Raw genomic sequence first — 9,090 nt, forward strand, 5'->3', positions numbered from 1 at the left:
AACTATGAACAATTTTAAAAATTTGTTCCTCCGGTCTGGAGCAATTTTAGACTAGTTGAGGGGGGATTTTATGCCAACGATTGATACGTTAAGTTTCACACGAGACTGGGTGAAACGCGAAGGAAAGAAGCAGTTTAATGATATTAAAATGGCAGTAGAGAATGGAAAAAGCGAAGAAATGGTACAAAACATTTTGAATGAAGAGGTACCCCAAGAAATTATTGATGCCTATAACCAACATTTTTCAGACACACTCGATAGCTTGAGCAGAGAAAGTGTTTATCTAAAAGAAGAAGAGAGCCGCAGCGATTCTTAAATATGCGGCTCTTTTTTATAATTAGTTCCTTTTATGAATATCATGAAATTCAAATGAAACATCATTTTCTTTAGGGACAACTTTTCCATTTGAATCAATATTGTGCACATCGGATAGTCTGATAAACCAGTAGCGTCCAGGTGGAGTTTGTTTGTTTTCTACTTTTAACAAGATCTCCTTTTTTGCAACTTCGCATACAGCATCCGACACACTGGCTACAAAATCAAATAAATTTAATTCGTTGTTACTTTCTTTATATTGAGCCTCAGGATCGTAAAAAATCCACCAGGTGTTTTCACCAAACTCACCGGTATTTCTTTTGTGCTCTCCGTTTAAATACGCAGTTCTTTGTGCTATTTCCAATGCTGTTTGACGGCGGTAAATTGGATAATAAGCGTCTATTGTTTCTTTGTATCTTTCATAAATCTTATCCATCGATTCACCTTCTAAATCAGGTATATCGTTTTCATTTAAATAATAATTTTGGTTCTCTTCGTCCATTTTACAACCTCCTCACGACAATAATATAGATTAAAAGCTATTGATAGGTGGAAATCTCGGCTTCTGGACAAACAGTCATTTTCATACGTAGACGGCCGTTTGCTTCAATAAGATCAATATCTGCAAAAGAGAAAAACCAATACTTTCCTTCAGGTAATTTGTCATGCTGTACCTCTTCAAATGTATCAAGTACCGCCGTATGCACCTCTTTTTAAATCGAGCTACCTATAATATCGGATAAATAAAACTTAATGTTTGCAAAATCAACTTTTTCGATAGATTCATGGTGAAGAATTAACCAGCTGCTACCCATGTAATCCCCCTCTTTCTTATTTTGATCCTAATCTATCATTGTTATAATCACACTCATACGTCATTGAGTGACCTCCTTCTGTAATTTATTATTTAAAACAGTAACAATAATTTAATTAATTAACAAACATGATGGGAACGCCTGTATTTTGCAATATAAAGCACTTAAAATTACTGTTTCACTACTTACTATTAACAAAGGAGAATAGAAATTGTTCCAAGTTAACCACCAGTACACTAAAAAAGATATTTATGATGTTTTAGGGGTTCCAAAAGAACGCCAGGCCGGAAACTGGAATACAGGATACACTAGTTATGACAATCATTCATTTATTTTTGCCAATGTTGACACTATTAGTCGGACGGGACACGACCACAATAATCACTTTCATGGGGAAGATTTAATATGGTATGGAAAAAAAGGGTCCCATCCGGCTCAGCCATCAATTCAAAAGTTAACTGCAACTGACTTTAAGACTCACTTGTTTGTCAGACGTGATAGTAGCAATACCGCATTTATATACCTTGGTGAGGTAGTGCCTAAAAAGATTGAAGGAGAAAATCCTGTAAAAATCATATGGTGCGCTACAACCGATTTAGAAGAAGATGTAAGCGAAAGTGAGCAGGGTGGCAATAACTCATCAGTTTCAGTATATCGTGAGGGTAAGACTAAAAGAGCCAGTGTCAATATCTATGAGCGAAACCCCCTGGCACGCGCCGAATGTTTAAACTACTATGGCTACAATTGTGTTGTTTGTGATTTTAACTTTGAGCGAGTATATGGAGAGATCGGTAAGAACTACATCCATGTTCATCACCTATACCCTCTCAAGGATATCGGTAATGAACATGAAGTTCATCCTATTAAAGACTTGAGACCAGTATGTCCAAACTGTCATGCCATGCTTCATAAAAAAAGGGATCTATACTCTATTGAAGAACTTCAGGCGATACTAAACCATTAATTGTGATACACTTAACCTACATTGTGCTTCTCGCGCTGAGACTGGACGTTTTCGTTCCGGGGGCAGCGCTTTTCTTCGTTCTCCCACCCAAAAGAGCGTTCTCTCACGCTGAGACCCCATTCGCCTGCTTATTCCAATGTCAAATATACTGTGAGTGTGAAAAACATATAAAGAAGGGATTGTTGTGATGAAAAAGGATGCAGTGCAAGTATTTGTGAGTCGTGGTGAGGCGTTTATTCCCGTATATGAACCAGGAGCCGGTGATGCGGTTCGGATTCTACTGTGTGACGGGGGAAGTGAGGACTTTCCCATGAGTTCGGATGCGTTTCTCAAAGCGCTGTTTGACCATTACGGTTTGAGTGTGCCTGCAAGCAAACGCCGTTACGGCTACTTCCTCCAGGGGAAGCGCCAGCTCGTGCCGATGCCGGTATCCGACGGCATTACTTTGATTCCCTACCACACCCGCGAAGCGATCGGAAAGCAGACGCGCACGGGCTGGGTGCGGGCCGCAGCTATCACTTCGCTGCAGCAGGACCGGGAGCAGGAAACTGTGATCGCCACGAGTGCGCACAGCTTCGCCGCCTTCCACTCCAAGCGTTTCTGCTTCGAGCAGCTGAAGAATGCACGCTGGCTCGAGCACTGCTACAAAGAGGTTCACAACATTGATGCCGGGGATAAAACGCCGTGGAAATTCTTCACCGATGTGCGGGGTGCGGTATGAGCCGGTTCACACGCTTTGATGCGCCCGCTTTTGCGAAGTGGCTTCGCGGAGCGGGTATACAGCGCACGGTGAATCACATCCAAATTCATCATACATGGCGCCCACGCAAGACGGATTACACCGGCGAAGCAACGATACGCGGCATGCGCGACTACCACGTCAACACGAATGGCTGGCAGGACATCGCCCAGCACCTTTCCATTGCGCCGGACGGAGGCATCTGGGACGGGCGCAGCTTCGAGCTAAACCCGGCCGGTATATCTAACCATAACGCAGGCGGTGTGTGCATCGAGATCATCGGCGACTTCGACGACGGTGAAGAAGTGCTTGAAGGAGCGCAACTTGCGGCCGTCACCGCAGCGGTCCGTTCGCTCATGGACGTGTTCAGCCTCAATGAAAGTGCTATCGTGTTCCATAACGAGCATTCCGGCAAGACCTGCCCGGGAAGCGGCATCACGAAGCCGTGGTTTTTACAACAGCTGAAGGAGGTGGACGACATAACGACGCAACAGACGTACACCGTCACCGATTTTCCAGATGTGCCGGATGACTTTTACGGGGCCGCATCGGTTCAGGCTGTCAAAGACCTCGGCTTGATCAAGGGGCACGCAGACGGCCGGTTTGGCTTCGGCGAAGAAATTACAAGAGAGGAACTTGCGGTGATCCTGCATCGTTTCATGCAGATAGCTGAATAAAACGTACGAAGTAACGGCGAAAAACCTGCGCTACCGGAGTGAGAACCGGTTCGCAGGTTTTTTTGCGCCGGTATACACTTAAGTTGCTCCACTAAAGAAACGCAAAGGAGGTGAGATGATGCAGCTTGAAGAATACCCGCATACGCTGACCCTGCGCATGGGCTTCAAAGACGACGAAGACGAGAACTTCTACCGTTCGATGAGCCGGTTGAAATTGTATTCGGACTCCGAAAAGATTTTCGCTTTCGCTCAAGCCGTTGCTTCTTTAACAGACGGCGAACTGTTCGCAGTGAACCTGATCAGCAACACAGAGCTTGTGGAAGTCCCGACGTTTGAAGACTAATCCATTGATAAACTGATAGGAAGGAGGAACACATAATGAGCAGCCAAACATTACAGCTCCGCTTTGTTACGGAGTTTGGCAACAACGCTACAGTCTCCATCAGTACGCCGAAGTACCCGGCTGATGCTGAGGAAGTCCAGGCGGCCATGGAAACGATGATCGCAAACGACGAATTTAAACGCAGCGGCGGACAGCTCGCGGAAATCCGCGATGCGCGTATTGTCTCCCGTGACGTTGAAGACATCGAATTTGAAGACTAATACACACAAAGGGGAGGAGCCGGGCGCTTCTCCTTTTTGTTTGAAAGGAGGTGAGGTTATGGACTGGGCAGCCATGATCGCCGAAGTCAGCTTTCCGATACTCGTCACGTTTTATCTACTCAGCCGCATTGAAGGCCGGCTGAACGATTTAACCGGGGCGATTCACGAGTTAAAGCTTACCGAGCGTTCTGCGCGTTCGTATATGGCACAAGAACATCCGCCGGCCGTTGCCAAGGAAAAACCTGCAGCACAGATCTGACACAAGCCGGTTCTGTCAGATTGATCACATCTGTGCGCAGCCCCCGCTGCTTCCGGACTTCCGGGCAGCGGGCGTACATATTGAAACACCCTGATGAATCTGACGCTTTTGAAAGGAGGAAGTGCTTTGCAGACCGTTGAGCCGATCCGCGAACCAAACAAGATTGAAGCGATGAAACGCCTGCTACGGAGCACTTCGCTGCGCAACGAGCTGTTGTTTGTTATGGGTATTAACACCGGTATGCGAATCGGGGACCTTCTCTCACTTACGATGGCCGATGTCACCTCCGGCAGATCCCCGGCACAACGCATCGAACGAAAAGAACAGAAAACCGGTAAACAGCGTTCGGTTGTGTTAAACAAAAGTGCACACTGTTCACTTAAAAAATACATGAAAGAAGAACGCCCGGACTGGCGTGGTCACGAACCGCTGTTTATGAGCCGAAAAGGCGGACCGATCACCCGCCAGCACGCCCACTACATCTTAAAAGAAGCTGCCGGTTATGCTGGTATCGAACACATCGGAACGCACAGCATGCGCAAAACATTCGGCTACTTCGCCTACCACGCCGGCCACGACATTACCGTCATCCAAGCACTCTTAAACCACAGCTCGCAGCAGGAAACCCTGCGCTACATCGGCGTCACCCAGGATAACCTCGACGCCGTGGTGCAAGGGCTGGAGCTGTAAAAAAAGAGAAGCCATGCCTCCCCTAGTTGAAGTGCATGGCTTCTCTGCCCTTTTCCGTGCGGTATGTCTTTTCTCTATACTTACTTATTATAACTGGCCCACGATCTAATTTTAAATAAACAAATTAAATAGCACTAATTAGTGAATCGCATCTTTTAAAAACTTAATATCAATAAACGTTGTTTCGTACAAACGTTTATACGAAACTGTTTTCTTTTATAATAAAATGTGTATTCACTTGGCCAACAGCTGATCGACAGGCATCGCTTTCATAGAGAGTGGATAATTAAGGAACAAGGCCGCTGAGCGTTAATGACACAGCTTACGCCCAGGGTACATATCATTCATAAACATACAACGTTCTTATAAAGAAACGTTGGAATCAACGAATCAATATATATGTTGCTATAAGACACCGCCGTCCCTCCGCCGCAGCCGGCTCATGCGTATCGCATTCGCTTCGGGCTTTGTCGGGCCGGCTGGAAGGGTACTTAAACTAGGTTTTATCTTTTAATGGGCGAAATCAACCAGCTTAAGTTTATATGATGAGATGAGTCGGACTAAACCTTTATTACCGATACATTCAATATGATCAACCGGTATGAAAGCATAAGCGCCCTCCGGCATACGCCGACCTTTCACTTCGGAGTATGTACGCAGTGCGGCTTCATTACCCGCAACCTCACTGGTATTGGCAACCACTTGGTACAAATAAAGGCTGTTCTCATCGAAATCCGAGCGTCTCTTAAAGTAAAATACGAGCCAGCTTTTTTCGTCAGTATCTAGATAATAATCCGGATCATCCTCTTCGTCGAGTTCTTCATCATCATCAAAGTACCACTCTTTATCAAAGTCTTCCAACGTAACGCCTCCTTATCTGAATCCTTCAGCAGTTCAAACGTAAAGCTTGTTTCTCCCCTCATCCTTAACAATATATATTGGTGTTAAATGACACAAAAATGAAGTTTGTCCGGCAGAACTTAAAGTTTTACGACAGAAACGTCTTTTATTGCGCTTCGTATAGCTTTGATGTAGTGACAACGGCAAAGCTTTCACAGGCAAGCGTTACTTTATTTGTTCATTATTAAAAAACAACGTTTTATATAAAAAACAAATATTTGTCTCATTTGAAAGGTTCGCTTACGCCTTAGTTGTATGCTTTTTTCACACATATAGACCGCCGTCCCTCCGCCGCAGCCGGCTCATGCGTACCGCATTCGCTCCGGGCTTTGTCGGGCCGGCTGGTGATGTGCCTCCTGCTTAGGATTGCTTAATTATATGTCCTTCTGCTTTCCTCCTTGCCGGCCGGTTCCGTAGCGGCTGATCCGCGTGTGCTTTGCGGCTCCTGCGGAAAGCGGGCTTAACAACACGCCCGCCTTTCCGGCAGACGAGCCTAGCACACACAGCCGCCCAACCGGCAAGGGTCGCTTGAAAGGAGGTCGCGCTGTCGGCATAACGGATGTGAAAGTGCACATTGAGGTTTGTCCCGAGAAATATGGGGTTTCAGCGCCAAAACTGTCATTTAAATAAATAATTTGTAAAAATGTTTGAAAATTATGTTGTCCATATGAGCATTAAGTGCTATGATTATCTCACACCACAGCACTACCTAAGGTGTGTATGGGAGACACCCCCCTCTGTCTCTCACGAATGAATTTCCCAACCAACCGATTAACAACGAAAACTTAATGATATGAAACTGCGGAGGTTAGCCAAGGCATGGAACAGGCACACGTGCGTGCGGAGGTTCCTGCAGCTTCACGAGGAGCACAGCACCTTTTAGATCATCATGGTGATGCAAAGGGCTGGGTTGCACTGGCGACGCATAAGCAGGGAAAGTGGGTGCAGTATCACTACATGCGGCAGGAGCTTGCCGGCGTGTATGAAGGCTGGCACGGAGAAGATGTGTATTTCAGCCAGAACACATTTTCGCATCCCAGGCGTCGTGTGGAGGATCTGCGGGAGCTGCGTGCGCTCTACATAGATATTGATTGTTACACGATTGGCTACGATCCTTACTGGATGAAAGGCCATATTGAAGTGATGTTTTGTGATGATGAACTGCCGGTCCCAAACTATGTGACGTTCTCCGGACGGGGACTGATTCTGACATGGTTGATCGAGCCGGTGCCTGCGAAAGCACTACCGTTATGGCGGCGGCTGCAGGAGCGTTTTTTTGAGGTGCTGAAAGACTGCGGGGCAGATCCGCGTTCGGTGGATGCAGCGCGGGTGTTCCGCGTGGAAGGATCCGTGAACAGTAAGAATGGAAGGGAGGTGGTGCGCGAATACGTGCACGACTACCGGTATCCGATTAAGGATTTAAAGGAGAAATACCTACCGGATTTAACGAAAACGGTTACAACAAAACGCAGGGATTCTAATGTGACACGGCTGATGAACATGCATTCGTTGTATTATGCGCGGCTCGGTGATCTGGAAAGACTGATTCATCTTCGTGGCGGTTATATGGAGGGGTACCGCGAGATGACGCTGTTTCTTTACCGTTACTGGTACTTATGTGCAACTGATGATATACAAAGTGTCATACGTGAAATTTTAAAGTTAAATCAACAGTTTTCGGTACCGCTGGGTGAGGGGGAAGTCCGGCGTGCCACGAAGAGTGCAGAGATGGCCTGGGAGGCGCACAACAGCGAAGCAGCCGATCAAACCGCAAGGAAGCTGGGTTATCCGGGGGCAGGGTACAACTTAAAGAACACAACGATCATGACATGGCTCGGGATTACAGCTGCGGAAGAGGGAGACCTGCATACGATTATAAGCAAGGGGGAGAAAGAAGAGAGAAAGCGGCGCAGGGACCGGGGGCGTCGTACAGATGAACGCCGTTTGGCGGGGTCTGCAGATAGACAACAGTATATATGCGAGGAGCACAAACATACGGAGAATCAACTGGCTCGTGTTGCCGAGGGGCTTGCGGAAGGATTGAAGCAGCGAGAGATTGCGGATTGCCTCGGACTTTCACGAGGGCGCGTGAGCCAACTTGTTTCCCGGCTGAAGAAGGGGTGCGGCTGAAAAGTTTAGCGCTCCGTCGCTCTTATATTATAGGCGATAGCCTAGGAGGCTCATTTTGGTTCAGCCTTAAAGGGGTTAAATCAATGATTGATTAAGGTCTTTGCCTATGCACCGCGCATAGACCTCTTGGACTGACAACTCTTTTAAGCACCTGCAACAGACCACTTGACCTTACAACCAGGGGATGGATGAAACATGGAGGGGATTGCAATGACTGAGACATACGATGGTTCACCAGGATACACAGAGGGTGAGTTAATACATATGGCATTCCGGCTGGCGACACTGACGGATCCGTCGGAAGAGATGCAGGAAGTCTTGGAGAAGCAGGGCGTTGAGGCGGCGTTTCAAGCGTTGCTTGTACTGCGGCAGTCGCCGAAACGGGTGCGGAACGTGGAAGGTTTCTTGAAGAAGGCGCTGGTGATGGGCTGGGGCCCGTCGACAGTGCCGGTACGTCGCTCACGACTGGAAGCACCGCAGATGCCGCAGCAGCGTCCACCACTGCAGCATCCAGGGTATGACTGGCTTGAAGCGGACTGAACGAGGCGCTGCGCCGGCTGGCGCGTGCACAGTTCATGCGGTGCCATACCGCCGGCTGCCGGGACGCAGCGGGCGGTATGGGCTACAGGATAGGGCAGGGGATTTTGTTACGTAGAAAAGAAATAGAAAATACAAACCGTAACGAAGGGCGGGGCTGGCGGCTGTGGGGTGGGCGGGGACGCTTTGTTACGTTTTAAGATATATATAATCTAAAAACGTAACGGAAAGACGCAGTGATGCCGGGATAAGCTTACTATGATTTTCGTTACGTATTTAATGTATTAAATACAAATAACGTAACAAAAAAATAACGTAACAAAAAATTTTGAGCTGTGCAGGCGTTGGGACAGGACTGAGAGACCAAAAAATAAAGTTATAAATCATTGTTCAAATAAACGTTAGAAGCATCGAAAAATAATTTAAATAAACAATTATATATTCGAGCACAAGTTTATTTG

The 9,090-nt window shown here is 46.9% G+C and carries 12 protein-coding genes; 10 read left to right on the forward strand and 2 right to left on the reverse strand.

Annotated features, from left to right (window positions below):
- The first annotated feature begins 70 nt into the window (after positions 1-70).
- Complete coding sequence (locus B0H94_RS14455; protein ID WP_106589976.1) at positions 71-316, forward strand: hypothetical protein; 246 nt, start codon at positions 71-73, stop codon at positions 314-316.
- Positions 317-337: 21 nt separating this feature from the next.
- Here B0H94_RS14455 and B0H94_RS14460 read toward each other — a convergent pair whose 3' ends face one another.
- Positions 338-817, reverse strand: a complete 480-nt coding sequence (locus B0H94_RS14460) for a hypothetical protein (protein ID WP_106589977.1) — start codon at positions 815-817, stop codon at positions 338-340.
- Positions 818-1,341: 524 nt separating this feature from the next.
- On the opposite strand from B0H94_RS14460, the gene B0H94_RS15345 reads away from it, so the two are divergent.
- The 7 genes from B0H94_RS15345 to B0H94_RS14495 all read left to right on the forward strand — a co-directional run bounded on the left by B0H94_RS15345 (position 1,342) and on the right by B0H94_RS14495 (position 5,062).
- The gene (locus B0H94_RS15345; protein WP_106589978.1) at positions 1,342-2,094 is read left to right on the forward strand and encodes a DUF3427 domain-containing protein; all 753 of its coding nucleotides are present in this window, start codon (positions 1,342-1,344) and stop codon (positions 2,092-2,094) included.
- Positions 2,095-2,278: 184 nt separating this feature from the next.
- Complete coding sequence (locus tag B0H94_RS14470; RefSeq protein ID WP_106589979.1) at positions 2,279-2,815, forward strand: hypothetical protein; 537 nt, start codon at positions 2,279-2,281, stop codon at positions 2,813-2,815.
- A complete protein-coding gene (locus B0H94_RS14475; RefSeq protein ID WP_181315433.1) occupies positions 2,812-3,510 on the forward strand; it encodes an N-acetylmuramoyl-L-alanine amidase in 699 nt (232 codons plus the stop codon). The genes B0H94_RS14470 and B0H94_RS14475 overlap by 4 nt, the downstream gene beginning before the upstream one ends.
- Before the next feature lie 118 nt (positions 3,511-3,628).
- On the forward strand, positions 3,629-3,853 hold the full coding sequence (locus tag B0H94_RS14480) for a DUF1659 domain-containing protein (RefSeq protein WP_106589980.1): 225 nt from the start codon (positions 3,629-3,631) through the stop codon (positions 3,851-3,853).
- Positions 3,854-3,888: 35 nt separating this feature from the next.
- On the forward strand, positions 3,889-4,113 hold the full coding sequence (locus B0H94_RS14485) for a DUF2922 domain-containing protein (RefSeq protein WP_106589981.1): 225 nt from the start codon (positions 3,889-3,891) through the stop codon (positions 4,111-4,113).
- Positions 4,114-4,171: 58 nt separating this feature from the next.
- Entirely contained in the window at positions 4,172-4,372 is a 201-nt protein-coding gene (locus B0H94_RS15465) for a YvrJ family protein (RefSeq protein ID WP_106589982.1), read from the forward strand.
- Positions 4,373-4,498: 126 nt separating this feature from the next.
- The gene (locus B0H94_RS14495; protein ID WP_106589983.1) at positions 4,499-5,062 is read left to right on the forward strand and encodes a site-specific integrase; all 564 of its coding nucleotides are present in this window, start codon (positions 4,499-4,501) and stop codon (positions 5,060-5,062) included.
- A gap of 510 nt (positions 5,063-5,572) precedes the next feature.
- Here the strand turns inward: B0H94_RS14495 and B0H94_RS14500 are convergent.
- A complete protein-coding gene (locus B0H94_RS14500) occupies positions 5,573-5,923 on the reverse strand; it encodes a hypothetical protein (RefSeq protein ID WP_106589984.1) in 351 nt (116 codons plus the stop codon).
- A gap of 858 nt (positions 5,924-6,781) precedes the next feature.
- On the opposite strand from B0H94_RS14500, the gene B0H94_RS14505 reads away from it, so the two are divergent.
- Both B0H94_RS14505 and B0H94_RS14510 read left to right on the forward strand, forming a co-directional pair.
- Entirely contained in the window at positions 6,782-8,092 is a 1,311-nt protein-coding gene (locus B0H94_RS14505) for a replication protein (RefSeq protein ID WP_106589985.1), read from the forward strand.
- Positions 8,093-8,302: 210 nt separating this feature from the next.
- The gene (locus B0H94_RS14510; RefSeq protein WP_106589986.1) at positions 8,303-8,632 is read left to right on the forward strand and encodes a hypothetical protein; all 330 of its coding nucleotides are present in this window, start codon (positions 8,303-8,305) and stop codon (positions 8,630-8,632) included.
- Positions 8,633-9,090: the final 458 nt, after the last annotated feature.

Origin of the sequence: Salsuginibacillus halophilus (assembly GCF_003014715.1) — a bacterium.
Lineage (GTDB): Bacteria > Bacillota > Bacilli > Bacillales > Marinococcaceae > Salsuginibacillus > Salsuginibacillus halophilus.